23 protein-coding genes are annotated in these 22,293 nt (G+C 62.8%); 12 read left to right on the top strand and 11 right to left on the bottom strand.

Going from position 1 to position 22,293, the window contains the following annotated elements; genetic code table 11:
- Positions 1-35: 35 nt before the first annotated feature.
- Positions 36-422 (bottom strand): DUF1304 domain-containing protein, encoded by a 387-nt coding sequence (locus CQ017_RS00255; protein WP_105552046.1) that lies wholly within the window; start codon positions 420-422, stop codon positions 36-38.
- 99 nt (positions 423-521) lie between these two features.
- Between CQ017_RS00255 and CQ017_RS00250 the strand changes: the two genes are divergently transcribed.
- Entirely contained in the window at positions 522-1,100 is a 579-nt protein-coding gene (locus tag CQ017_RS00250) for a TetR/AcrR family transcriptional regulator (RefSeq protein ID WP_096286972.1), read from the top strand.
- 69 nt (positions 1,101-1,169) lie between these two features.
- On the opposite strand, the gene gndA is transcribed toward CQ017_RS00250, so the two are convergent.
- Positions 1,170-2,609 carry an NADP-dependent phosphogluconate dehydrogenase gene (gene gndA, locus CQ017_RS00245; protein WP_105552045.1) on the bottom strand — a complete coding sequence of 480 codons (1,440 nt, stop codon included), beginning with the start codon at positions 2,607-2,609 and terminating at the stop codon, positions 1,170-1,172.
- Positions 2,610-2,817: 208 nt separating this feature from the next.
- Between gndA and CQ017_RS00240 the strand changes: the two genes are divergently transcribed.
- The 4 genes from CQ017_RS00240 (at position 2,818) to CQ017_RS00225 (ending at position 6,772) form a co-directional block, all read left to right on the top strand.
- On the top strand, positions 2,818-3,549 hold the full coding sequence (locus tag CQ017_RS00240) for a FadR/GntR family transcriptional regulator (RefSeq protein WP_096286976.1): 732 nt from the start codon (positions 2,818-2,820) through the stop codon (positions 3,547-3,549).
- A gap of 413 nt (positions 3,550-3,962) precedes the next feature.
- The gene (locus CQ017_RS00235) at positions 3,963-4,700 is read left to right on the top strand and encodes a DUF5058 family protein (protein ID WP_105552472.1); all 738 of its coding nucleotides are present in this window, start codon (positions 3,963-3,965) and stop codon (positions 4,698-4,700) included.
- Positions 4,701-4,726: 26 nt separating this feature from the next.
- Positions 4,727-5,473, top strand: coding sequence for a hypothetical protein (locus tag CQ017_RS00230; protein ID WP_105552044.1), 747 nt, complete (start codon positions 4,727-4,729; stop codon positions 5,471-5,473).
- Positions 5,474-5,545: 72 nt separating this feature from the next.
- Positions 5,546-6,772 (top strand): amidohydrolase, encoded by a 1,227-nt coding sequence (locus CQ017_RS00225; RefSeq protein ID WP_105552043.1) that lies wholly within the window; start codon positions 5,546-5,548, stop codon positions 6,770-6,772.
- Between the two features lie 119 nt (positions 6,773-6,891).
- On the opposite strand, the gene CQ017_RS00220 is transcribed toward CQ017_RS00225, so the two are convergent.
- Positions 6,892-8,307 carry a GntP family permease gene (locus CQ017_RS00220; protein ID WP_105552042.1) on the bottom strand — a complete coding sequence of 472 codons (1,416 nt, stop codon included), beginning with the start codon at positions 8,305-8,307 and terminating at the stop codon, positions 6,892-6,894.
- Between the two features lie 39 nt (positions 8,308-8,346).
- Positions 8,347-8,862 carry a gluconokinase gene (locus tag CQ017_RS00215; protein WP_217990385.1) on the bottom strand — a complete coding sequence of 172 codons (516 nt, stop codon included), beginning with the start codon at positions 8,860-8,862 and terminating at the stop codon, positions 8,347-8,349.
- 319 nt (positions 8,863-9,181) lie between these two features.
- Here CQ017_RS00215 and CQ017_RS00210 point away from each other — a divergent pair, with 319 nt between their 5' ends.
- The 3 genes from CQ017_RS00210 (at position 9,182) to CQ017_RS00200 (ending at position 11,019) form a co-directional block, all read left to right on the top strand.
- Positions 9,182-9,442 carry a GlsB/YeaQ/YmgE family stress response membrane protein gene (locus CQ017_RS00210; protein ID WP_105552041.1) on the top strand — a complete coding sequence of 87 codons (261 nt, stop codon included), beginning with the start codon at positions 9,182-9,184 and terminating at the stop codon, positions 9,440-9,442.
- Positions 9,443-9,711: 269 nt separating this feature from the next.
- Complete coding sequence (locus tag CQ017_RS17990) at positions 9,712-9,966, top strand: hypothetical protein (RefSeq protein ID WP_141393552.1); 255 nt, start codon at positions 9,712-9,714, stop codon at positions 9,964-9,966.
- Positions 9,967-10,326: 360 nt separating this feature from the next.
- Positions 10,327-11,019, top strand: coding sequence for a hemolysin III family protein (locus CQ017_RS00200; RefSeq protein ID WP_096286990.1), 693 nt, complete (start codon positions 10,327-10,329; stop codon positions 11,017-11,019).
- 77 nt (positions 11,020-11,096) lie between these two features.
- On the opposite strand, the gene CQ017_RS00195 is transcribed toward CQ017_RS00200, so the two are convergent.
- The 3 genes from CQ017_RS00195 to CQ017_RS00185 all read right to left on the bottom strand — a co-directional run bounded on the left by CQ017_RS00195 (position 11,097) and on the right by CQ017_RS00185 (position 14,336).
- Entirely contained in the window at positions 11,097-12,374 is a 1,278-nt protein-coding gene (locus CQ017_RS00195; protein WP_096286993.1) for an MFS transporter, read from the bottom strand.
- The gene (argE, locus tag CQ017_RS00190) at positions 12,371-13,540 is read right to left on the bottom strand and encodes an acetylornithine deacetylase (protein WP_176484199.1); all 1,170 of its coding nucleotides are present in this window, start codon (positions 13,538-13,540) and stop codon (positions 12,371-12,373) included. Before argE ends, CQ017_RS00195 begins: the two co-directional genes overlap by 4 nt.
- A 121-nt stretch (positions 13,541-13,661) precedes the next feature.
- A complete protein-coding gene (locus tag CQ017_RS00185; protein ID WP_181148256.1) occupies positions 13,662-14,336 on the bottom strand; it encodes a TetR/AcrR family transcriptional regulator in 675 nt (224 codons plus the stop codon).
- Positions 14,337-14,442: 106 nt separating this feature from the next.
- On the opposite strand from CQ017_RS00185, the gene CQ017_RS00180 reads away from it, so the two are divergent.
- On the top strand, positions 14,443-15,666 hold the full coding sequence (locus CQ017_RS00180) for a glycosyltransferase (RefSeq protein WP_105552039.1): 1,224 nt from the start codon (positions 14,443-14,445) through the stop codon (positions 15,664-15,666).
- A gap of 84 nt (positions 15,667-15,750) precedes the next feature.
- Here the strand turns inward: CQ017_RS00180 and CQ017_RS00175 are convergent, their stop codons facing one another.
- The 3 genes from CQ017_RS00175 to CQ017_RS00165 form a co-directional block, all read right to left on the bottom strand.
- On the bottom strand, positions 15,751-15,945 hold the full coding sequence (locus CQ017_RS00175) for a CsbD family protein (RefSeq protein ID WP_096286999.1): 195 nt from the start codon (positions 15,943-15,945) through the stop codon (positions 15,751-15,753).
- A gap of 103 nt (positions 15,946-16,048) precedes the next feature.
- Complete coding sequence (locus CQ017_RS00170; RefSeq protein WP_096287053.1) at positions 16,049-16,345, bottom strand: transcriptional regulator; 297 nt, start codon at positions 16,343-16,345, stop codon at positions 16,049-16,051.
- Positions 16,332-16,994 carry a hypothetical protein gene (locus tag CQ017_RS00165; protein ID WP_096287001.1) on the bottom strand — a complete coding sequence of 221 codons (663 nt, stop codon included), beginning with the start codon at positions 16,992-16,994 and terminating at the stop codon, positions 16,332-16,334. Before CQ017_RS00165 ends, CQ017_RS00170 begins: the two co-directional genes overlap by 14 nt.
- Positions 16,995-17,328: 334 nt before the next feature.
- Here CQ017_RS00165 and CQ017_RS00160 point away from each other — a divergent pair, with 334 nt between their 5' ends.
- Positions 17,329-18,591, top strand: a complete 1,263-nt coding sequence (locus CQ017_RS00160; RefSeq protein ID WP_308727284.1) for a methyltransferase — start codon at positions 17,329-17,331, stop codon at positions 18,589-18,591.
- 7 nt (positions 18,592-18,598) lie between these two features.
- Here CQ017_RS00160 and CQ017_RS00155 read toward each other — a convergent pair whose 3' ends face one another.
- Positions 18,599-19,210 carry a bifunctional 2-polyprenyl-6-hydroxyphenol methylase/3-demethylubiquinol 3-O-methyltransferase UbiG gene (locus CQ017_RS00155; RefSeq protein WP_105552038.1) on the bottom strand — a complete coding sequence of 204 codons (612 nt, stop codon included), beginning with the start codon at positions 19,208-19,210 and terminating at the stop codon, positions 18,599-18,601.
- Positions 19,211-19,351: 141 nt separating this feature from the next.
- Between CQ017_RS00155 and CQ017_RS00150 the strand changes: the two genes are divergently transcribed.
- Positions 19,352-20,581, top strand: coding sequence for an NAD(P)/FAD-dependent oxidoreductase (locus CQ017_RS00150; RefSeq protein WP_258133426.1), 1,230 nt, complete (start codon positions 19,352-19,354; stop codon positions 20,579-20,581).
- Between the two features lie 40 nt (positions 20,582-20,621).
- A complete protein-coding gene (locus CQ017_RS00145; protein ID WP_105552036.1) occupies positions 20,622-22,235 on the top strand; it encodes a helix-turn-helix transcriptional regulator in 1,614 nt (537 codons plus the stop codon).
- Positions 22,236-22,293 lie beyond the last annotated feature (58 nt).

Here is a 22,293-nt window from a genome sequence, read left to right as displayed (position 1 = left end):
CCTTTCTGGGGGCGGTTGTCGGGTACGGAAATAACCTAGAGGGCCAGACCGAGGATCATGAAGATCACCGCGAGGAGCGGCAGCACTCCCTGCTTCAGCGCCGCGGAGGCCTTGTCCGGACTGGAGATCAGCAGTACCGTGGCGGCAAGCACCATGGAACCGGCACCGGTGAGCACCAAGGTGGCTGCGATCACCGGCTGGCCCATGAGGAAAAGCACCACACCGAGCAAAACCGCGATTCCGAGGAACAGGTTGTAGAAGCCTTGATTGAAGGCCAGTTCCTTGGTGGCCTTCGCTTCCGCCTCGCTGGTTCCAAAAATTGCGCGCGCTCGCGGGGTGGTCCACCACACGGATTCCATCAAGAAGATGTAGACGTGAATGATTGCTGCCAACGCGCCAAGCACGAGTCCGGTAATAACCATGATGGAGGGCTCCCTACGGGCTTAGTGGCCCAATTTATTTTGTAATGACCATTTCAATATATACTGGAATGGTCGTTACCGAAAGTGGAAAGGTATGTGATGGCAAGAACACTAGCTTTCGACCGCGCGGAAGTCATCGAAAATGCTCGCTCGGTTTTCTGGTCGAAGGGCTTCGAGGCTACCTCGGTGCCCGAGCTCGAAGCCGCCACGGGACTCAGCCGCTCGAGTATCTACAATTCCTTCGGTTCCAAGCGTGGCCTGTTCGATGCGGCTGTCGTCAGCTACCTCGAAGAAATCGTGCGGCCTCGGCTGCTCCCGCTGCTCGCAGACCAGGTTCCGGCCTCGGCGCTCACCGACTACCTGCAGGGGCTCGCCGCCGTTTTTGCCCGCCCAGAATCCCTGCCCGCCGCGCATGGCTGCCTGTTGATCAATACCGCCAGCGCACCTTTGGCCCAGGACTCGAAGATTTCGCGCATCATCGGCGAATACCGCGCCGAGTTGCAGGCCGCGATACTCCGTGGCGTGGCCAGCGCGCTGCCCGAGGCGAGTGCGGAGCGCGCGGGCATGCTGAGCACCGCGATCACCGGCCTTGTGGTCGCATCTTTCGCCCTGGTGCGCATAGCGCCCCAGGAGGCCGTGCGGCTGCTGGCCACGGCAGAACTGCTGCTCGCCGACTGACCTCCAATTAAACGAGCACACCCGCAGATTCTAAGAAGAATCTGCGGGTGTGCTCGTTTTACGTGAAGACTAGTGGGTGTCCACTGCCTCGACCTCGGTGCGGTCACCGCTCCACTGCGTGTGGAAGGTGCCTTCCTTGTCGACGCGTCGGTAGGTGTGCGCGCCGAAGTAGTCGCGCAGCCCCTGGGTCAGCGCTGCCGGCAAACGCTCGCGGCGCAGGCCATCGTAGTAGGCAAGCGAGGAGGAGAACAGCGGCGCTGGGATACCCAGCTGCACTGCAACCGAGACCACGCGGCGCCAAGCCGGCACGGCCTTGGCGATTGCCTCGGCGAAGGCCGGAGCGAAGAGCAGGTTGACCGGCTTCTCATCTGCCGAGTAGGCGGCGGTGATGTCCTTGAGCAGGGCGGCACGAATGATGCAGCCTTCGCGCCAGAGCCCGGCGATCTCGTCCATCTTCAGTTCCCAGTTGTACTCACCGGCAGCCGAGGTGAGCATGTCCAGGCCTTGTGCGTAGGAGACGAGCTTCGAGGCGAACAGCGCCTGGCGCACATCCTCGATGAAGTTCTCCGGCAGGGTGACCTCGGTGGTGTTGGCCGCCAGGACTTCCTGGCCCACCGCGCGGATCTCGCGCTGCGAGGACAGCGAACGGGCGAAGACCGATTCGGCGATGGCCGAAACCGGCGAACCCATATCCAGGCCGGACTGCACGGTCCAGCGACCGGTGCCCTTCTGGCCTGCCGAGTCCTGGATGACATCAACCAGTGGCTTGCCGGTGGCGGCATCCGTGTGGCCGAGGACCTCTGCGGTGATCTCGATCAGGAAGCTGGAGAGCTCGCCCTTGTTCCAGTCGGCGAAGATCTCTGCCTGCTTCGCCGGCTCGATGCCAGCGGCATTGCGCATCAGGTCGTAGGCTTCGCCGATGACCTGCATGTCGGCGTACTCGATGCCGTTGTGCACCATCTTCACGAAGTGGCCGGCACCGTCGGTGGAGATCCATGCGCAGCATGGAGCGCCATCGTCGGCCTTGGCCGCAATCTTCTCGAGCATCGGGCCCAGAGCCTTGTAGGACTGGGCCGACCCGCCTGGCATGATCGATGGGCCGAGCAGTGCGCCCTCTTCGCCACCGGAGACGCCAACGCCAACGAAGTGCAGACCCTTTTCGGTCAGTGCCGCTTCGCGGCGGCGGGTGTCGGTGTAGTGCGAGTTGCCGGCGTCGATGACGATGTCGCCCTCTTCGAGCAGTGGCACCAGCTGATCGATGACCGAATCAACCGGACCGCCGGCCTTCACCATGATCAGCACGCGGCGCGGGGTCTCGAGATTCGCGACCAGCTCTTCGAGCGATTCGGTGCGGATGAAGTCACCTTCATCGCCGTGCGTCTCTAGCAGGGCATCGGTCTTGGCGACCGAGCGGTTGTGCAGGGCGACAGTGTATCCGTTGCGGGCGAAGTTGCGGGCGAGGTTCGCGCCCATCACGGCCAGACCTGTGACACCAATCTGTGCAGGCATAAAAATAAGTCTCCATCAGTTACCGGGGAGTTGTACCGTTTTTTGGAAACCGGGAACTCACGGCCTCCATCACGGCCATGTGACGGGTTCTATTCTACGCGTGCGCACCCATCGATTCCCAGACCTGAACGCTTTTTAAAGCATATTTATTTTTCGCCTCGGCTGTGCCAGCGCATCTTGACCAGCAGATATTGGCTAAACTGACGCCATGGCAACTAGTCTGCACGCTCATGTGGTTGAGCACCTCGGCTCCCGAATCGTCAACGGGCAGATCCCGCGCGGATCGATCATCCTGGCCGCCGAGCTGGAGGCAAAGCTCCAGGTTTCCCGTTCCGTGATCCGTGAAGCGGTGCGCGTTCTAGCGCAGTGCGGCCTAGTCACCAGCACCAAACGCGTAGGCATCAGGGTTCTGGGGCCCGAAGAGTGGAATCCTTACGACACTCAGGTCATCCGCTGGCGCCTGGCGAGCGAGCAACGCGGCGCCCAGCTGCGCTCGCTGACCGAACTGCGCATCTCGGTGGAGCCGATGGCCGCAGAATTAGCCGCAGAGTTTGCCCCCGAAGCGATGCGCAAAGAGCTTCTGCTGATCTCGGCCCAGATGAATCATTACGGACGCCAGGGCGATTTGCGTCGCTTCCTCGAACTGGATATCCGCTTTCATTGCCTGGTGCTCGCCGCCTCGGGCAATGAAATGTTCGCGAATCTGGCCACCCCCATTGCCGCGATCCTGCGCGGACGCACCGAACTGGGCCTGATGCCCGAACGCCCGCATGAGGAGGCCCTGGCCTGGCACCAGTCGGTTGCCGAAAGCATCTCCCATGTGGATGCGCTCGGCGCACGGCGCAATATGGAAAGCATTATGCGCCGCACGCACAACGAAATCTGCAGCCTGTGGGACGGCGCACCGCGCGTATTCGTCGATCCGAATACGAAAAAATAGCGCCGCGCGACCACGGACCACGACCCGCCCCCGAGTGAGCCCGACACCTTTAATCGCTGGTCAGAGATTTATTCTGCGCTTGCGAGCTGTGGCAGAACACCCGAAAAAACTGTTTTCGATGTGACGTAAGCCAAGTATGGTTAGTGGCACGCGGCGACAGGCCACGAACAATTGCATAGTCTTCCGAACACTCGTGGCCGGTGAATCCCGGAGCACGCTCGGACACCGGTGGGGCTCACTTCGGCCAGCCTCATTCACCCCCGAGCCCCGCCGCGTACGGAAACCTTGGGGCGCAGTTACCGGGCATAACGGTTCCCCGACGAGAAGTGCCTGAGTTGTGCATCGGGCATGAAACTGGTTCAACACGGCGCTCGCTTACCGCCGTGAACCATGCGCTGAAGGGTAGACCGCTGATGCACTTCCCAGCCGTGGTGGACAACAATTCCACCGATATTCTCGCAGTAGCCAATTCGCCGGTGCTTTGGGCCTGCGCCGTCGGCGTTTTCTTGGTCATCGTGCTCCAGAGCATCATCTACATGAAGGCCGCCAAAATCGCGGCGCCTCATATAGGAATGAGCCAGGCGGAGATCAAGAGAAGCTTTAATGCAGGCGCCATCTCCGCTTTGGGCCCGTCGCTGGCAGTAGTCATGGTGGCGGTCGCCTTGCTCACGGTCTTCGGAACCCCGGCCGTGCTGGTCCGCATTGGTCTGATCGGATCGGTATCCTATGAAACCGCGGCCGCGGCCATCGCGGTGAATTCCACCGGCGCCGAACTCGGTGGCCCCACCTATACCCAAGCGGTCTTCGGCCTGGCGCTTGCGGCCATGAGCCTTGGCGGTGCCATGTGGATGATCGCCACGCTGGTGCTCACCCCGCTGCTCAAACGCGGTGATTCGGCGCTGCGCAAGGTCAACCCCGCCATCATGATGATCGTTCCGGGGGCCGCGATGGTCGCCGCCTTTATGGTGCTCGGCATCGGCGAGCTTCCCAAATCCTGGATCCATGTGGTCGCCTTCGGTTCCTCGGCGGTGATCATGACCCTGCTGATGCTCCTCGCCAAACGCGTGGACCGGCCCTGGATCAAAGAATGGGCACTGGGCATCGCCATCATCTTGTCATTGGCCATCACGCACCTCGCTACGCGTGCCTAGCCCACACTGGATTCAAGGAGCACATCATGAGCAATTCCACCGAAATCCACGAGGCGCTCGGAACCTTCGACAAGACCACCTCGCGCTGGGGCCGGATTACCATGATCATTGGCCTCTTTTTCTCTCTCGCGGCCCCGACCTATCTGGTCTTCTTCTCCGGGCTCGATATTGAACTCGCCGGTGTCCTCGCCGCCTTCGCCGCCCTAGCGGCGGTTTTTGGCGTGATCTGGGTCGTTGAACCGCTGACCTATTACCCGATCCTCGGCGCCTCGTCCATGTACCAGGCGTTCATGATTGGCAACATCTCCAATAAGCTGCTTCCCGCGGCCATGATCGCCCAGTCGACCATCGGGGTGAGGCCCGGAACCCGCAAGGGTGAGCTGTCCTCGGTCGCTGCCATCTGTGGTGCGGCCGCGGTTCACCTGACCTCATTGTTCATTTTCGTCGGGCTGCTCGGCACCTGGCTGGTCAGCGTGATTCCCGCCGATATCGTGAACACCGTCCAGGTCTACATCCTGCCCACGGTGATGGGTGCGGTTCTCATCCAGGCAATCGTCAGCCAGAAGTCCCCGCGCGCCGCGGTGATCGCGTTGGTGGTCTCGCTGATCGTGGTCTTCGTGCTGTCGCCGCTCTCCCCCAAGATGGCGCTGTTCTCCACCGCGATCACCGTGATCTCCACGGCCGTGCTGGCCTGGGTGCTACGCGACCGCAAGAGCCTGCCGTCCACGGAAGACTCCGAGGGCGAGGTGCCGCCGGAGGGTCCGGTGTATTAGCAACGAGCCGATTCACTGCGGCGATTCTGCGTGGTTCCGCCGCACCTACTTGTCAAAGGACCAGGAACTCCGATGAGCAACATCCCGCAGCCACTGAAAATGACCGAGGCCATGGCGGCCGATCTGCTCGACACCTACAAGCATTTGCATGGCAGCCCCGAACTTTCAATGCAGGAACAGCAGACCGCCGCGTATCTCGCGGCGCGTTTGGAGGCGCTTGGTCTTGAGGTGTTCCGCTGCGGGGGCACCGGGGTGGTGGGGGTGCTGCGCAATGGGGCCGGGCCGGTGATCGGCCTGCGCGCGGACACCGATGGGCTGCCCGTCCTGGAGGACACCGGTTTGGATTATGCCAGCCGGGCCAGCGGGGTTTTGGAGGACGGAACCGAAGTTCCGGTGATGCATGCCTGCGGGCACGACACCCACATGGCCACCGCGCTCAAGACCGCCGAGCTTTACGCGCAGGGAACGGAGCATTGGGCCGGTAGCATCGTTTTCATTCTGCAGCCCGGTGAGGAAACGGCCGCCGGAGCCAAGGCCATGGTGGACGACGGCCTGTGGGACAAGGCCCCAAAACCCGAGGTGATCTACGGGCAGCATGTGATGAACGGGCTGGTCGGAACGATTACCATCATGGAGGGCGCCGCGATGACCACCGCCGATTCCTTCCGGGTCACCGTGTTTGGCCAGGGTTCGCACGGTTCGATGCCCGAGCATTCCATCGACCCCATCGTGCTCGGCGCGGCGATGGTGATGCGCTTGCAGACCATTGTCTCGCGGCAGGTGGCCCCGCAGTCCGCCGCAGTGGTGACCGTCGGTTCATTCCATGCGGGGTTGAAGGAAAACGTGATTCCGGACCGGGCGATCTTCACCCTCAACGTGCGCACCTTCGACCCGAAGGTCCGCGAGACGGTCCTTGGCTCGATCCGGCGCATAATCACCATGGAAGCCGGCGCCTCCGGTGCCCCGGAACCACTGATCGAAGACATCTCGCACTTCCCGCCGCTCTACAACGATCCGGCGGAAACCGCGAGGCTCACCGAAGCATTCCACGCCGAATTCGGCGCGGAACGGGTCCTGCCGGGCCAAGCGGTGATGGGAAGCGAGGATTTCGGAGCCCTTGGCTCGGCGATCGGCGTGCCAAGCGTGTTCTGGTATTTCGGTGGAAACGACGCCAAAACTCTGGCCGCCGGAACCCCACCGGCGAACCACTCACCGTTTTTCGCACCGGTGCTCGAACCGACCTTGAGCACCGGAGTACGGGCCGCGGTGCGCGCCCTGTACTCGAAAGTCGGCAAGTAACGGCTGCGGTGGACTTAGCTGCCCGATGACAGGCGACCTACTACCCGGCATTCTTAAACAGCTTGCTTCCCGGAATCCACAGATTCCGGGAGGCAAGCTGTCGCCACATATCCAAGAGGCTAGGCGAACATGCTGGCAATCGCATAGAGCACCATGACCACGGCGAAACCGACGAGCGAGATCAGGGTCTGGCTCACGGTCCACACCCGCAAGGTGGTGGGAACGTCCATTTGGAAGAAGCGGGAGATCAGCCAGAAGCCCGAGTCGTTGACGTGGCTGGCAATGACCGAGCCGGCCGCCAGCGCAAGGACCATCAACACTACCTGCAGCGCGCTGAGCGAGGCGTCGGCCAGCACCGCGGGCTGGACGATAGCAGCCGCGGTGGTCAAGGCAACGGTTGCCGAGCCCTGCGCCACGCGGACGACGGCGGCAATCAGGAAGGCCGCAACGATCAGCGGCAGTCCGACATTCTCCAGCGAGGACGCAATGGCGTCGCCGATTCCGCTGGCGCGCAGGACGCCACCGAACATGCCACCGGCACCGGTGATCAAGATGATTGAGCATACCGGGCCGAGCGCCGAATCGACGATCGTCTCGATCAGGGTCTTGTCCTTGCCCTTGCGGAAACCCAGCAGGTACATCCCGAGCAAGACGGTGATGATCAGCGCGACTGGAGTTTCACCCAGGAGCCGCAACCATTGAACCCAGGTTGCTTCCGGATCAACCACGCCTGCGGAACCGAGCATGTTCAGCCCGGTGTTCAGGAAGATCAAGCCCAGCGGGAGCAGCAGCAAGCTGAAAACGGTTCCGACCGATGGGGAGGATTTGAAGTGGTTCTTGTCCTGGCCGTTGCCCAACGCGGCACCCAAGATATCGGGAACCGGGATGTCGAACTTGCGGCCGACGAACTTGGCGAACAGGTGCCCGGCAATGTACCAGGCGGGAATCGCAACAATCAGACCCATGATCAGCACAAGACCCACGTTGGCGCCCAGCAGGCCGGAGGCTGCCACCGGACCCGGGTGCGGGGGTACGAAGATGTGCATGGCAGAGAATGCGGCCGCGGCGGGAATACCGTAGAACAGCAGCGATCCGCCGAGGCGGCGAGCCACGGTGAAGATGATCGGCAGCATGACCACGAGGCCCGCGTCGAAGAAGATCGGGAAGCCGAACAGCAGCGAGGCGACGGAGAGCGCCAGCGGCGCACGGTCCTCGCCGAATTTATCGATCAGCCAATTCGTCAGCACCTCGGCGCCACCGCTGGTTTCGAGCATCCGTCCGAGCATTGCACCCAGACCCACGAGGAGAGCCACGCTGGCCAAGGTGCTTCCGAAACCGCTGGTCATCGTGGAGATGATCGAACCTGCCGGAATACCGGCGGCAACGGCCGTAAGTAGGCTGGTCAGCACCAGCGCCACGAAGGCGTGGACGCGGAATCGGATAATGAGCAGCAGCAGCAACGCGACGGCCGCCACGGCTACTCCAAGGAGGCCTGGGGTTCCCAGCGTCCAGTTCATTTCGAGCTCAGATGTCATTGTCTTCCTTGATCAATGGAGGTTATTAGCGCTTCGGGTCTAGTGCTGGAGTTGGAGCTGCTGGAGCAGATCATTGACGATTTGCTCTGGAGTGTGTGCAATATCCCCGAGGAGCACATGCTCATCGCTGCCTGGTTCTTCAAGCGTAGCCAGCTGGCTGATCAACAGGGAGCTCGGCATGAACTCGTGTTCTCGCGCCGCCATGCGTTCGCCAATCAAGTCCTTGCCACCGGTGAGGTGAACAAAGAGTGTGCTCGGTTCGTGGGATCGAATCAGATCTCGATAAGCCCGCTTGAGTGCAGAACAAGCGATGACCACCGGTGCGCCTGCCGTACGGCTCGACGCCAAGGTGTTGCCGATGATCTGCAGCCATGGGGTGCGGTCTGCATCCTCGAGGGCAATTCCCGCGGCCATTTTGGCGCGATTTTCCTCCGGATGCAGCGCATCCCCATCGATGAATTCCTGCCCTAGGTGAGCGGCGAGAAGGGCTCCAATGGTGGATTTGCCGCTTCCTGAAACGCCCATCACGATGATGGGCAGGTTGTTCAATGTCATTATTCACTCCGTCGTGCGCGAAACATATATCAGCTTTTATTGGCCTTGCTTGATATAAAAGCAGATTTAAACAGACTAGAAGCGCCACCCTCGCGTGTCAAGGAAAAAATCCCTCAAATCCGAGCTCCACAGAGTCCATGCATGTCAGCTCGCGGGTCGCCGCGAATACTCGTAAACCTTCAGGCGGCGGTTGAGAGTTTTCCAAAAATTCTCCTAAAAAATTGCCAAGGACGTGGAACTCCTACTCAAAGGCGAGTAGTGTCACCACCAAGTAGGTCAAACCCGACCACTTCTGATAGTTAGACCATTGGAGAGAACCATGGGATTTATTGGATGGATAGTTCTGGGATTGATTGCCGGAGCTATCGCAAAAGCAATTTTGCCAGGCAAGCAAGGCGGCGGCTGGATAATGACCTTGCTGCTCGGTGTTGTCGGCGCTGTCGTCGGCGGCTGGATCGGTAGCGCTATCTTCGATGTTGGTGTCGATAAGTTCTGGTCGCTTTCAAGCTGGCTGCTCGCCATCGGCGGTGCGCTCATTGTCCTGGTCATCTGGGGCTTCATCACCAAGAAACGGGCTTGATCAGCTCCCGAGGCGCCTAGTCCTCGGGCTTAAGGTCTCAAGGGGCCCGGAAATCGACATTAATCGATTTCCGGGCCCCTTGCCTTGCCATCCCCCGCTAATCGGCTAGATCCTCCAGCGTAGTCGCGCGTCCGGCTTAGCTGCCCGCCGCGTATCTGATCTTGATGTTCTCCGGAATCTGCGGCGTGGCAGTGTCTTTTTTTACTGGTTGGCTTGATCGGCTTTACCTTGGCAGCCTTTGGCTCCGGCAACTTCTCAGGACCTTTTTCATGGCATTCTTTTCGGCCTTGGTTACCGGCAAGGCGTATTTTTTCTTCACGCTGATCTGGGTGGCCACATATTGGCACCGGAAGGATTTATTTTTCGGCATCCACTCGGCCGCGTTCTTGCGCCTTTTTGGCGATTTGCCGACGCCGAGGAAGCCATCAGTTTCAACGGTTCGTTGGCTAACGTCTGCCGCTGCGGCTGGGGCAGTTTCTGGCCTCCGGAAATCCACGCATTCTTCAGTGCCGCCACATGATTAATGTCGACCGAAGCTACCGAGCCAATCGCGAGCACGGCTAGAAGACGGCGCAGTATTTGCCTCTCCCCTTTGCGCAAGTGAATGACGATGGTTGAGAGGTGATCGGGCTTGCTGATCGACCACAGCAAGCTTTGACGGAATCTTCAACCACATAGGTAGCTTAACCCGCCAATTCCCCGAGAGCGCTCCGGCACGAGGGCCGGAGGCAGAGCCGATATTGAGCGACTTGAACGACGAATGCCTTTCGTTCACAGACACGTCATCGGCGCATTTGATGCCCAATAGTGTGGAAAACGAAGCTGCTGGTCTCACGTAGACTTCAAGCAACTAGGCACACGTCTTCGACTAGCTAAGGAACCGCATGACAGGCAACTTCTCCGAAGCCAACGAGCCGACCCCGCCGAGGAAACGTCGGGAGCCGACCCCAGGAACCGAACGGACCAGATGGCGCGGTGTCATTCATGCGTGGAGCACCCCGCTGGTCATCATCTTGGGCTTGCTCTTGGTGGTTCTCGCTCAGGGTGCGGCCGCGGAATGGTCTACCGCCGTATTTGTGCTCACCTCGATTACGCTGTTCGCGACATCGGCCATGTACCACCGGGGCAATTGGAGTCCGCAGACCATGGTCTGGTTCCGGCGCGCCGACCACGCGAATATTTTCCTGCTGATCGCCGGTACCTATACTCCGATTGCCATCCAGATCTTGGAGAGGCCGCAAGCCACGTTGACGCTGTCGATCATCTGGGCCGGCGCCGTACTCGGGGTTCTGGTGAAGACCTTTTGGCCATCAGCACCACGCTGGTTCTCCGTAGCGCTCTATATCCTGCTCGGCTGGGGTGCGGTCATGGATATCCCCTCCTATTGGGCAGCGAGCCCTGCGGTTCTGCTGCTCATTCTGGCTGGCGGCTTGTTCTATACCGTGGGTGCGGTGTTCTACGCGATGAAGCGACCGAACCCGATCCCTACGGTCTTCGGATTCCATGAACTATTCCATGCCTGCACGGTCTTGGCCTTCCTCTGCCACTGGACCGCGGTGCTGCTGGTAGTCCGCTAGGGGCGCGCAACGAAAAACGGCTTCGATCTTCCACAAGGGAAGATCGAAGCCGTTTGGCTTGGGGCCGCGCCCGAGGGCTAGCGCAGCTTGTAGCGCAAGCGAATGAAGGCCAGGCCGATCAACGAAACCACGGCGATGGCCATGTAGTACAGGCTCGGCGCGTCCAAGGATCCGGTCACGCTGAGCAGCCAGGTCAGCACCAGCGGCGCGATTCCGCCGAGCAGGGTCACCCCGACGTTGTAGGTCACCGAGATGCCCGAACCGCGAATGGCTGCCGGGAACAGCGAAGAAATCAAGGCTGGCAACGGTCCGAAGTAGAAGGACATGATCACGCCAAGCAAGGCGATCACCAGGATCATCACCGGGATGCTCGGGTTGCTTGTCATCAGCTTGAACAGCGGCCAGGCGAGCACCAGCGCGCCGACCGCAGCCCAGGTCATGACCTTTGCCGGACCCACCCGGTCAGCGAGGTGCCCGATCAATGGCACGCTGATCAGCGTGATGGTGCCGGCGACAACTCCGCCGAGGAACGCGGCATCGGCTGGGATATTCAGATTCGTCACCGCGAAGGTCGGCATGTACAAGATCATGTACACCGAGATCGTGGCCACGCCGATGGCCGCCGATCCGGCCAGGAGCCGCCCGTAATGCTGGCTGAACAACTCGCCCAGCGGGGACTTGACCTTCTTGGTGGTGATGAACTCCTCGGTCTCTTCCAGGCGCGCACGAATATACAGTCCCACCGGACCGATGAGCAGGCCTACGAAGAACGGCACACGCCAGCCCCAGCTTTCCAGGGACTCCTGGGACAGCTGGGTGGTCAGCACGTAGCCGAATCCGGAAGCCAAAAGCATCGAGACGCCCTGCGCGGCGACCTGCCACGAGGAGTAGAACGCCTTCTTGTGCGGCGCGCTTTCGATCAGGAATGCAGTGGCGGTGCCGAACTCGCCGCCGGCGGAGAAGCCCTGGATCATGCGTGAGAGCAGGATGATCAGCGCACCCCAGACCCCGACCATCGCATAGGTGGGAGCCACCGCCATGATCAGCGTTCCGACCATCATCAGCATCAAGGTGAGCGTCAGCGCCTTTTTCCGGCCCTTGCGGTCCGCATAGCTGCCGAGCACCATGCCGCCCAGCGGCCGGATGAGGTAGGAGATGGCGAAGGTCGCAAAGGTCAGGATCAGCGCGAAGCTCGCATTGGACTCCGGGTAGAACAGCTTGGCGATGGTGGTGGCGAAGGTGGCGTAGACAATGATGTCGAACCACTCAAGGGCGGCGCCAATGGAGGAGGAAATAACCGCCTTGCGGGCTACGGCCAGCTGCTGCGGGGTAGCTATCTGTTCGCTGGTGCTCATGCGGACAGCTCTTCGGCCAGACGCAGAATGAAGTTCTCGCAGTCAACGAGCTGCTGCAGTTCGATGAACTCATCCGGGGCGTGCGCCTGCGCGATGTCGCCCGGGCCGCAGACGACGGTGGGGATTCCGGCGGCGGAGAACAGGCCGGCTTCGGTACCGTAGGTGACCTTTTCGTCGGTGGCGATCGCACCGCAGGCGGCGCTGAGGCCAACGATCTCGGCGTCCTGGACGGTTTCCAGTCCCGGGGCGCCGGCAATCTGCTCGAACTCCACCGAACCTGCCGAGTTGACCTGTTGCATCTGCGCTTCGAGCTCGCTTGCGTAGTCGCGGAAACGCTGAATCAGCGCTGCGCGATCCACGACCGCCAGCGAACGGAATTCAAAGTGCACCACGCATAGCGAAGGGATCGTGTTCACCGCGATGCCCCCGTCGATGCGGTTCACGTTCATGGTGGTGGTCGGCTCGATGAAGGCGGCATCCGACGGGCCGTCGGTGCGCAGTTCCTTGGAGACCTCTTCGACGAAGCTGGCGAAGCGCAGCGCGTAGGAGATCGCATTCAGGCCCTCGCCTGGCAGCGAGGAGTGCGCCGCGACGCCGTTGAACGCCACTCGGAAAACGTTCATGGACTTGTGCCCGCGAATGGCGCGCATGCTGCTCGGCTCCCCCACGATCGCTCCGCGCGGGGCGAGTTCCTGGCGGGTGATCTCCTCCACCAGGCTGACCGCACCCACGCAGCCGACCTCCTCGTCATAGGACAAGGCCAGGTGGATCGGCTCGGCTAGCTTCGCGGCCGTCAGCTCGGGAAGCTTGGCCAGGATGACGCCGATGAAACCCTTCATATCGCAGGTGCCCCGGCCGTAGAGCTTGCCGTCGCGGACCTGGGCGCTGAATGGTTCGCTGGACCAGTCCTGCCCGTCGACCGGGACCACGTCGGTGTGTCCGGACAGCACGATGCCTCCGGTACGCGATCCGTCGGCCGCCGGGATGGTGGCCAGCAGGTTCGCCTTGCTGCCATCTTCGTTGTGGATGAGCTGCGAGCTGATGCCGGCCGCGTCGAGCTTGCCGACCACCAGGTCGATCAGTGGCAGGTTGCTGTCGCGGCTGGTGGTATCGAGGCTGATCAGTTCGTTGATCTGCGCCATGGTCGCTTCGGCTGGTGAAGCCATAATGAACTCCCGGTCTTCGTGGTAACTACGATCTGCCAATGCTTTCACACCAAGTCACCGCCGCAAAGAAGATTTCAGACTATGGCCAACACCTAGCGGGCCGATGCCCCGCCAAGTGGCCTCAGTCCAGCCCTGCGCCGCGCAGGTAAGTGGTGACGAGTGTGGCGAAGACTTGGTCCTGATCCACGCTCGCCGGACCTTGGGCGAGCGACTCGGCCAGCAGCGGGTACTTGCCCGTCCCCAGGGCCCAGATCAGTGCTGCTGCGCCCTTCCCGTCGCCGTCGCCCGCCGGTTCGCCTTGTTCGTTCTGCACGAAGGCCGAGGTGATGGCGGTCAGCATGGCGATGGTTTGAAGTTTTGCGGCCCCGGTGAGCGCGGTGAATTGCAGCGCCGCCAATCCGCGCTCCAGATACGCCAGCGTGTGCGGCCCCAGCGCGCGCTTGGCCAGCAGCAGCGGCGCCACCCACGGATGCCGGTGCATGATGTTCCGCCCCTGCCTGGCCAGGGCGAGCAGCTGCTCGCTGGCGCTACCGTCCAGGCCATTGAGCTCATAGCCGGAACTCACCTGGTCGATCATGAGATCCACCAATTCCTCAACGGAGTCCACATAGCGATAGAGCGAGGCCGCGCCCGAACCTATTTCAGCGGCTACCCCGCGGATGGAGACCGCGCCGATCCCCTCCCGGTCTGCCAGCTCCACGGCCGCCTGGGCAATCTTTTCGCGCGAGTGCTGGGGCTTCGGGCCGGTGCTGCGCCGGGCGCAGGCCCCAACGGTGGCCGGTTGCTTTTGCTTCACTACGGTGTTCCTCCCAATTGCGCCTTGGCTGGTGTAATCCCTTGCTTCCATTTGACTATATACTTAATTGCGAACGTTGATCGCAATTAAGTATCGAGGGAGAAAAATGCGTGTACTCATGGTGACCCCAGGCACTCGGGGCGACGTGGCTCCGATGGCCGGGCTGGGCAAAAAACTGCAGGAGCACGGCTTTGCGGTGTCCATTGCCGCCAACGCCGCGCATGCACCGCTGATCACCGCGGCCGGATGCAACTATCACGAGCTGCCCGGTGACATGAGTGCGCTAGTCAGCCCCGCCGCCCCGGGGGCCAAACCGAGCGCCAGCCAATTGTCCTGGTACATGCGCGAGCTCGGGGCCTATTTCGACTCGGCGGCCACCGGCACGCTCGAAGCGGCCGAACAGGGCGCGGATGTGATCATCGCAAATTCGGTCGCCCCCTACGCCTATGATGTCGCCGAAGCCTTCGGCATCCCGGTGATCGGCGCTCATCTACAGCCCAACGAGCCCAGCGCGGCCTATGCGCCGATGGTCCTAGGCACCGCACGCAGCTTCGGCGCCCTGGGAAACAAGGCCTTGGGTTCCCTCATCGGCTCCGGCAAAGCACCGTACGACGCCCCGGTGGCACGGATCCGCGCCGGCCTCGGACTGCCCAAACGCACCCGGGCCTCCGGCGAACGCCAACGCAGGCGTGCCAACGCCCCGGTATTGCATGGCTTCAGCTCATCGATCGTCCCGCGCCCCGCGGACTGGCGCTCGGGCTTGAGCAACTGCGGGTATTGGTGGCCGGCAAGCGATGAAGCTTGGACGCCACCTTCCGCGCTGGCCGACTTCCTCGCCGAGGGCCCGGCTCCGGTGTTCATCGGCTTCGGCAGTACCGAGGCGCTGGATCCGGAGTTCATGCTCGACGTGGCGCGTCGCAGCGGCAGACGGGCGATCTTGCAGGGTGCCCTAGAAATCAGCGAGCCGGGCATTCTCGGGATCGGAGCTGCCCCGCACCAGTGGCTGTTCCCGCAGATGGCCGCGGTGATCCACCATGCCGGGGCAGGCACGACGGCCGCAGGCTTGCGCGCCGGGGTTCCCACGATCGCGGTGCCAATTTTCACCGACCAGCCCTTCTGGGCCGCCCGGGTACACGCGCTAGGCGCGGGCGTGGAGCCGGTGAAGTACAAGGATCTGAGCGTCGACCGACTAACTGCCGCCATAGAACAGACGCTGTCCACGGACCACTACGCCGCCAACGCCTCGCGCATCGCTCGGCTGCTGGCCGAGGAAGAAGACAGCTCGCTGCCGGTGGCCAGGGCCCTTCGCGAGGCCGCAGCGGCTCGCTAGGAACGCCGCCGCAATCGCATTGGACCCCGGACGCGCCAACGGCACCCATCGAATAATCGATGAGTGCCGTTGGCCAAAAATCGTTTACTTGTTCAGATCGTCGCGGACATCCTTGGCGGCGTCCTTCACTGCTTCGCCAGCCTGCTTGGCCTTGGCAGCTGCCTGGTCTTTGACACCTTCAGCTTGCAGGTTCTCATTGTTGGTTGCGTCGCCTACGGACTCTTTGACCTTGCCGGAGGCTTCCTGCGCCTTGTTTTTGAACTTATCGCCCAAACCCATTGGATGTTCTCCTATCAATTGATCGAACAACTTACTTTTCCGACGCTACCTACCAAGGCCTAGTGCGAACTGTCCGGAACCTTGGCGTTGGCTGACAGTTCCGCTAAGGCGTTGTTGCCAGCAGTGCACGAAGCTGCTGCTTGTAGTTTTCGAAGGCCGCGCGGCCCTTGCTCGTGAGCGCAATGTAGGTGACCGGCGATCGCCCCTCGAGGATCTTCTCCACGCTCACATACTGGCTGTCCTCCAACTTGCGCAGGTGCGTCGCCAAGTTCCCCGAGGTCATTCCCAGCAGCCCCTGGAGTTTGGGAAAGGACATGCTGTCGCCTGCGCGCAGGGCATCGAGCACGGTGATGGTGCGCAGTCTTGCCTGCGCATGGATCACCGGGTCAAGCTCTTGCATGCCCACCGCGAACCACCTCGCCCGAAACCAATGCGGGCCGAGCGCCATGCAGCAGCCCCAGGGCGATCAGCCCAAGTCCGCCGAGCACACCGGCCAAGAGGTTATAGGGGGCTGGCACCGCCAGCGAGATGAGCCCGACGAGAAGAATCCACGCGCCGAAGATCAATTGGGTCCGATCATTCCAGATCAGCGATCCGGCGACCACCAGCACACCGACCACCAGGCACAGAGCCGCCAGCGAGAAGGCCAGCAAGCCCATGGCGTCGAGCCCCGAGGCATGCAGGCGCCACCCGAGCAGTCCGGCGAAGATCATGCCTAGGGTGAAGGTATTTCCGTAGATCGCGCCTTCGACCATCGAAGGACCCTTGGTGCCCACCGCGCGCTTGGCCGAGTGAACGGCCGAGAATACGATGGCAAGCACGAAGGCGATCACCGCGATACCGACCCCGAGCAACCTGGGCAGCAACGGTGCGCCGAGCGGTGCGAACGTGAAGAAGATCGCCAGGAAGGCGATAACCCACCCGGTCCCCCAGAGCGAAAAGAGCAAGCGCTGATCCGGGCTCAGGGCCTCGCGTGTTTGCCGCGCGTCGACCTCGATGCCCTGCAGGATCCGGGCCGGATCCACCTCATGCCCATTCTTGTTGTCCATGGCGTTACCTCTCCCTCGCCGAGCCGTTCGCGCAATCCACAAAGTAGTTCGCGGTGGAAAGCGCTTTGCATTACAAAGTTAAAGATAGCACTCGCCCACCCGATAGTGAAGAGACCATTTCCGCAAAGCCCGGCGCCGGCCGACCAGGTTTTCCCGAACCCCCTGGAACACACAGGTCACAGGCCCTCAGAGGCGGTTTTGACCTAGTGAAAATGCAGCGGAACATATGCACAGCCAGCGCGTTCTGGGCGCAGGTCCGCTTCGCGCACGGTGATCTTCGTCAACGGCGGCAAGCCGGAGATCGGAGCACGCCGGCCCGGTTTCCTCGGTATCATTGGAACTATCGAACTTCGCAGCAGTTCTGCTCGTGCGCGGTTGCCAATCGGGTGAGCACCACGAATCGACCAGGTGGATTCTTATCTCTCACGCACCCATTGCCGCCGATCAATTGATCTGCTGGGAACACGAGGGCGTACGCACCTCGGCCAGCTGGTGGTCGGCTAATGCGCGCTCGGCGCCCAAAGATCTTGTTGTCGTCGACGATCGCCTCACCGCGGATGCGGCCATGCGAAATGCCGCCCGGGGCACCGCAATGCTGTGGCTCGGCGACTTCCACAATGCCAAGCAGCTGCTGGCGGCCATCGACCGCCGCCTGGCCAAGGCCGGCACCGGCAAGGCCTCCCGCAAGCCGCTGACCGACGCCGAGAAGTTCTATGCCATCCGGCAATCCCGCGCCCAGCGCTCACGGATGATGTCCCTGCTCCTGGTCCCGCTGAACTTCGACACACCCGGCGGCACCGCGACGCTGCCGCTGTCCCGGGCCCCGCTGGTCGGTTCCGCGGTGGCATTCGGCTACGCGCAACAGGCGCAGCCTGCAACGGGCCACGCGGTAGTCAGCCTGCAGGAACTGACCGGCATGCTCGGCGCCTACCAGTGGTTCCTCAACGGCGTTGACGTTCCCGCACTGGGAGCGAAGATCCACCCCCACTACGGCACCTTCCTGCCCACCCGCCACGAGTACGTTGACCTGGTGGCCAAGGCACCGCTCAATACCCACCAGCTGGCCTTCGACATCGGCACCGGCACCGGGGTGCTGGCCGCCGTGCTGGTGGCCCGTGGGATGAAAAACGTGCTCGGCACGGACATCCATCAGCGCGCGGTTGATTGCGCGAACGATAATTTTGCGCGCTTGGGCTTCCAAGACGCTGCGCGAGCCGAGCTGACCAGCATGTTCCCCGCGGGCAAGGCCCCCTTGGTGATCTGCAATCCGCCGTGGCTGCCCGGGAGCGCGCCAAGCTCGCTGGATGCGGCGGTCTACGATCCGGGAAGCAAAATGCTGCTGCAGTTCCTGGGCGGACTGCCCGAACACCTGACCGAAGATGGCGAGGGCTGGTTGATCATCTCGGACCTCGCCGAGCTGCTCGGCCTGCGCACCCGTGAGCTGTTGCTGGAAGCCATCGATCATGCGGGACTGGAGATCATCGACCGGCTCGACACCTCCCCTACCCACGCCCGTGCCAAGGACCACTCGGACGTTCTGCACGCGGCGCGCTCGCGGGAAGTCACCTCGTTGTGGCGGCTGCAAGCCAAACGCTAAGACACAACTAGTCCTTGCGTCCAAGCACGGCGACCAGGAAGTCGTCGGCCGCCCGATGCATATTCCAGCTGGAGTAGCGCTGCTGCAGTTCCAGTCCGGCCTGCGCCGCATCCGCTTCGAACTCGGCGAAATCGTAGCCCCGCCCGGAACCGAAGCCGACGACGAGGCGGCCCTCCGGCGCCAAATGCCCGCGCAGCCGTTGCAACGCAGGCAGCCGCTCAGTCCGGGCTAGGAAGGTCAGGACATTTCCGGCACAGACGATGAGGTCGAATTCTTGGGCCGCGCCGGACTCGTCGTCCAGCGTGAACGTGGCAAGGTTTCTGGCGTGCCACTGCGCTGCCGGGTAGTCCTCGCGGGCCACCGAGATGAGGTGCTCATCCAGATCGACGCCGACTACTTGGTGTCCGCGCTCGGCAAGCCAGCCGCCGATGCGACCGGTGCCGCAGCCGGCATCGAGTATCCGGCTCCCCCGCTCGGCCATGGCATCAATCGTTCGGGCTTCACCGAAGATATCGTTGCCCTCGGCGACAATTTTCCGCCACCGCTGAGCATAGTTCTGGGCATGGTCGGGATTGGCGCGCACCGCGGCGAGCCATACGTTTTCTTCGGGAGCACTCATGCCTCCAGTTTCCCACGCCGGCGTGCACAAGCACCATTCACGATGCCGCGGCCATGGGTATTTTTACCCATGAGCCCGCGTCGCGAAGTTGCGTGAATCGCCCGACGCGGACCTGGCCGCTGGCTGCGTAAGGTGAAATCCATGATCGGTTCGGGGGCTTCCCGGCACCGTAAACCAGCGAAGCCTTCGCTGATTTCCATGGCTCGCATGGAGGATGTCATGTCCAACCACAAGCAGGAAAAATCAACACCCACCCAGCCGGTGCGCAACGTCGACACACTGGTCATCGGCGCCGGCCAGGCCGGGCTCTCCGCGGCCCAGCAGCTCAAGGAACGCGGCGGAGACTGCCTCGTGCTGGAAGCCGGGGAACGGATCGGCGACCAGTGGCGCCACCAGTACGATACGCTGCGCTTGTATACCACCAATCGGGTCAACCATCTGCCCGGGATGAAGTTCCCCGGCGAACCCCGCGGCTTTGCCAGCAAGGACGAACTGGCCGACTTCCTGGAGCACTATGCGGCCAGCTTCGAGCTGCCGGTGCTCTGCCGGGCGCGGGTCAGCTCGCTCACCGGGCACGGGCAGCGGTTCGTGGCACAAACCGCTGCGGGAGAAATCCACGCCGAGCAGGTAGTGATCGCCACCAGCCCCTTTGGCCAGCTGCCGGCCATCCCGCAGCTGGCCGATGAGCTCGACGAACAGATCCTGCAATTGCACTCCAGCGAATACCGCCGCCCGGGACAGCTCAAGCCCGGCCCGGTGCTGGTGGTCGGCGCCTCGCACTCGGGCTGCGATATCGCTTGGGAAGTTGCCCAGCGGCACCCGACGATGTTGAGCGGGCGCGACACCGGTGAGGTCCCGGTGCCCTGGGGCAGTCCGCTGATCCACCTGGTCGTTCCGCTGGTGATGTTCGCCCACACCTATCTGGAAACGCGCAGCACCCCCTTCGGCCGGCGCAAGCGCCTCGAGGTTCTGGAGCACGGGGCGCCGCGGCTCCGGGTGAAACGCGCGGATCTGGCCGCCAGGGGCGTGAAATGGCACGAGCAGCGAGTCACCGGGGTTCGCAACGGCCAGCCGGTGCTTGCCGACGGCACCGTGCTGGAGGTGGAGAACGTCATTTGGGCCACCGGCTTCCGCCACGACTACTCCTGGCTGAAATTGCCGGTGCTCGATGAATCCGGCTGGCCGCGCGAATACCGCGGCGTCGCCCAGGATGTGCCGGGGCTGTACTTCTGCGGACTGGCCTTCCAGCACTCGGAGGCTTCGATGAACCTCTTCGGGGTGGGGCGCGATGCCGCCTACGTCGCACGGCAGATCATCCCCCGCGCATCGAGCCCGCGCAAGGCCGCGGACACCGAGCGAATGATTGCATAGCAAATTCCATGGGCGTAGCCTCGCAAGTGAGGCTACGCCCATGGATAATCCCGAATCTGACCCAGCGCACCAACCGGAGCATCAGGATCTGCAGCCCGAGCAGCTGATGGCCCGAGGCACGCACGCCCATTTGACCGGCGAATCCGCCCGCGGTCTTGACCTGCTGCACCAGGCATTCGTGAAGTTCGGCGAGCAACATCAACCGGCGCAGGCATTGCAGGCGGCCTTCAGGATCACCATGATCTATGGCACCAGCGGACAGCCCGCGCTGTTTAATGGCTGGTTGGCTCGCTCGCGCTCCCTGCTGGCCGAGCATGGATCCGCCGCCGACGGCTTACCACCAGCGCTTGAGGTGGCCGCCGGGTACCACGGGGTGCTGCAGCTGCATCAAGCGCTGCTGAGCGGCGGATTTGCCGTCGTGACGCAACAAGCCGCCGAAATCCTGCGGCTCGGACGCATTCACCACAACGCGGACCTGCAGGCGCTGGCCCTGGTTGCCAGCGGCCGCTCAAGCATCTACGCCGGGCGGGTGCCGGCCGGCCTCGACATGCTCGACGAGGCCATGGCCCTGGTCCTGGCCGGGGAATGCGAGGCCATACCCACCGGTCTTGTCTGGTGCGCCGCCATCGAAGCCTGCCAGGAAATCGGCGCCATCGACCGGGTATCCCAATGGACCGAGGCACTGGCCAGCTGGCGGGCGGAGCGCCCGCAGATTACCGCTTTCGGCGGGGAATGCTCGCTGCACACCGGGCAGATCCTGGCCTTGCGCGGTTCCTGGGGTGCGGCCATCGACGAGTTCACCACCTCTTGCCAACGTTTCGAGCTCCGCTCCCAGCCCTATTCCGCAGGGGTTGCGCAGCGCGAACGCGGGGATCTGCTGCGCATCCAAGGAGACTTCGATGCCGCCGAGACGGCCTACCAGGCTGCGGCGGAGCATGGCTGCGACCCGCAGCCGGGACTAGCACTGCTGTGGTTGGCCAATGGCTCAACCGACGCTGCCCTGGCCGCCATCCGCCGGTGCCTGGACGAACGCCAGCTGCCCGCCCAACGCCTCGCGCTCTTGCCGGCCGGCATCGAAATCGAGCTGCAGCTGGGCACCCGGGATGCGGCGGAGCGGTTGCTGAGCGAGTTGGACGGACAGGCTGATGCCACCGGCTGCCTGATCACCTTGGCCGCGGCCGCCTATGCCCACGCCGATCTGGAGCTCTCCAAGGATGATGCCCACGGAGCTCTGCCCTATGCCCGCAAGGCGGTGCAGGACTTCGGCCAGATCCGCGCTCCCTATCTCTGCGCACGCTCCCGGGTCCTGTTGGCCCGTACCCTGCTGGCGGTCGGTGACACCCGCAGCTTTCATGCGGAGATGCAGGCCGCCACGGCCACCTTCGAGCAGCTGGGCGCCACTCCGCAACGCGCCGCGGCCCAGTCGCTGCTGCAGGAGGTCGGCCACGCCGAACCCGCTCCGGGCGGACTGACCGCTCGCGAGGTCCAAGTGCTGCAATTGGTGTCTGCCGGACACAGCAACCGGCAGATTGCGCAAAAGCTCTATCTGAGCGAGAAGACGGTCGCCCGGCACCTGAGCAATATCTTCATCAAGATCCAGGTGCCATCGCGCACCGCGGCCGCTGCCTGGGCCTACGAACACGCTCTGGCTTGATCGCGTTTGGGAACAGGAACCGGCCGAACTGGCCGCGCTCACACGAGCGTGTTTAGCT

Source organism: Arthrobacter sp. MYb224, from assembly GCF_002975455.1.
Classification (GTDB): domain Bacteria; phylum Actinomycetota; class Actinomycetes; order Actinomycetales; family Micrococcaceae; genus Glutamicibacter.
This window is presented reverse-complemented; position numbering and strand designations above follow the sequence as displayed.

Coding starts and splice junctions, on each gene's coding strand:
- CQ017_RS00180 (WP_105552039.1), top strand. CDS start 14,443: ATGCGTGTACTCATGGTGACCCCAGGCACTCGGGGCGACGTGGCTCCG.
- CQ017_RS00250 (WP_096286972.1), top strand. CDS start 522: ATGGCAAGAACACTAGCTTTCGACCGCGCGGAAGTCATCGAAAATGCT.
- CQ017_RS00225 (WP_105552043.1), top strand. CDS start 5,546: ATGAGCAACATCCCGCAGCCACTGAAAATGACCGAGGCCATGGCGGCC.
- gndA (WP_105552045.1), bottom strand. CDS start 2,609: ATGCCTGCACAGATTGGTGTCACAGGTCTGGCCGTGATGGGCGCGAAC.
- CQ017_RS00150 (WP_258133426.1), top strand. CDS start 19,352: ATGATCGGTTCGGGGGCTTCCCGGCACCGTAAACCAGCGAAGCCTTCG.
- CQ017_RS17990 (WP_141393552.1), top strand. CDS start 9,712: ATGGCATTCTTTTCGGCCTTGGTTACCGGCAAGGCGTATTTTTTCTTC.
- CQ017_RS00170 (WP_096287053.1), bottom strand. CDS start 16,345: ATGCAAGAGCTTGACCCGGTGATCCATGCGCAGGCAAGACTGCGCACC.
- CQ017_RS00165 (WP_096287001.1), bottom strand. CDS start 16,994: ATGGACAACAAGAATGGGCATGAGGTGGATCCGGCCCGGATCCTGCAG.
- CQ017_RS00145 (WP_105552036.1), top strand. CDS start 20,622: ATGGATAATCCCGAATCTGACCCAGCGCACCAACCGGAGCATCAGGAT.
- CQ017_RS00235 (WP_105552472.1), top strand. CDS start 3,963: ATGCACTTCCCAGCCGTGGTGGACAACAATTCCACCGATATTCTCGCA.
- CQ017_RS00230 (WP_105552044.1), top strand. CDS start 4,727: ATGAGCAATTCCACCGAAATCCACGAGGCGCTCGGAACCTTCGACAAG.
- CQ017_RS00255 (WP_105552046.1), bottom strand. CDS start 422: ATGGTTATTACCGGACTCGTGCTTGGCGCGTTGGCAGCAATCATTCAC.
- CQ017_RS00210 (WP_105552041.1), top strand. CDS start 9,182: ATGGGATTTATTGGATGGATAGTTCTGGGATTGATTGCCGGAGCTATC.
- CQ017_RS00155 (WP_105552038.1), bottom strand. CDS start 19,210: ATGAGTGCTCCCGAAGAAAACGTATGGCTCGCCGCGGTGCGCGCCAAT.
- CQ017_RS00175 (WP_096286999.1), bottom strand. CDS start 15,945: ATGGGTTTGGGCGATAAGTTCAAAAACAAGGCGCAGGAAGCCTCCGGC.
- CQ017_RS00240 (WP_096286976.1), top strand. CDS start 2,818: ATGGCAACTAGTCTGCACGCTCATGTGGTTGAGCACCTCGGCTCCCGA.
- CQ017_RS00195 (WP_096286993.1), bottom strand. CDS start 12,374: ATGAGCACCAGCGAACAGATAGCTACCCCGCAGCAGCTGGCCGTAGCC.
- CQ017_RS00215 (WP_217990385.1), bottom strand. CDS start 8,862: ATGACATTGAACAACCTGCCCATCATCGTGATGGGCGTTTCAGGAAGC.
- argE (WP_176484199.1), bottom strand. CDS start 13,540: ATGGCTTCACCAGCCGAAGCGACCATGGCGCAGATCAACGAACTGATC.
- CQ017_RS00200 (WP_096286990.1), top strand. CDS start 10,327: ATGACAGGCAACTTCTCCGAAGCCAACGAGCCGACCCCGCCGAGGAAA.
- CQ017_RS00220 (WP_105552042.1), bottom strand. CDS start 8,307: ATGACATCTGAGCTCGAAATGAACTGGACGCTGGGAACCCCAGGCCTC.